The organism is Streptococcus australis (genome assembly GCF_019930045.1).
Classification (GTDB): domain Bacteria; phylum Bacillota; class Bacilli; order Lactobacillales; family Streptococcaceae; genus Streptococcus; species Streptococcus australis_D.
Genome location: NZ_JAHZQQ010000123.1, coordinates 1 through 819, shown reverse-complemented (window position 1 = coordinate 819; position 819 = coordinate 1). Strand labels below are relative to the sequence as shown.

At 32.4% G+C, this 819-nt stretch carries 2 protein-coding genes; both read right to left on the bottom strand.

The window, feature by feature from the left end:
• Nucleotides 1-152: 152 nt before the first annotated feature.
• Nucleotides 153-530, bottom strand: a complete 378-nt coding sequence (locus tag K1J10_RS10595; protein ID WP_000997687.1) for a hypothetical protein — start codon at nucleotides 528-530, stop codon at nucleotides 153-155.
• On the bottom strand, nucleotides 530-819 hold a 290-nt coding region (locus tag K1J10_RS10590), incomplete at its 5' end, for a DUF6864 domain-containing function (RefSeq protein ID WP_223357344.1). The genes K1J10_RS10590 and K1J10_RS10595, both read right to left, overlap by 1 nt.

Sequence of the window (819 nt, the reverse complement as noted above, 5' to 3'; positions counted from 1 at the left end):
CGGTAAATCCGCTTACAGGGAAAGAGATTACACGCAGAAAAAAACGATCTAAAGAGAATCCTAGCAAGTACTACCTCACCATAACAATAAAGCAAGCCATCAAGTTCATGAATGAACATATTCCTATCCTTCTCTCAAAAAATAAGAAATAATTAATCCTTGTTGATGGGTTTTACACTTTCTTTGTTGGCCGCATGCGATGCCTCAACCCTACCAAACATATAACCTAGGGATAATGTTATTATTGGCGTAAAAACAGCCCATGATTCTTTTATATTATTAAGAATATTGACACCTTTATTGTTAAAGATATCAACAATAACAAGTGCAGATATTAAACATGCATACATAGTCAATGTAAATGTTATGACAAACCAAACAACACTACTTTTTGCATCATCACCAGTCCCTATCTTATCTGAGTATTTCTCCACCCGATTATTTATTAAAGAATAATTTGGATTTGGATTATAAGAGGCCGAACTACCAGAGGTAGATCCACCTTGAGAAATTGGATTAAAGTCATTCATTACTTATCCCTCAAGAAATTAATACTAATCCATCTCGACTCAGAATTAAAAAGATTTGTTCTAAAATTAAAATAATGCTTTTTATTATTTTTTGTAAAGATAAACTGAGGCTCTGAAGCCAATCCTTCTTCTCTTGGACTATACATTTTGAAATTATAACAAGAGATTGTCATCCCCAATCCATCATCATCGACTGTAGATTTAACAAGCCTATTGCCATTATCACCTGTATCTTCAGAAATAAAAACAACTGTAATTCTTGCTTCATTATCAAAATTAAAAACCAATT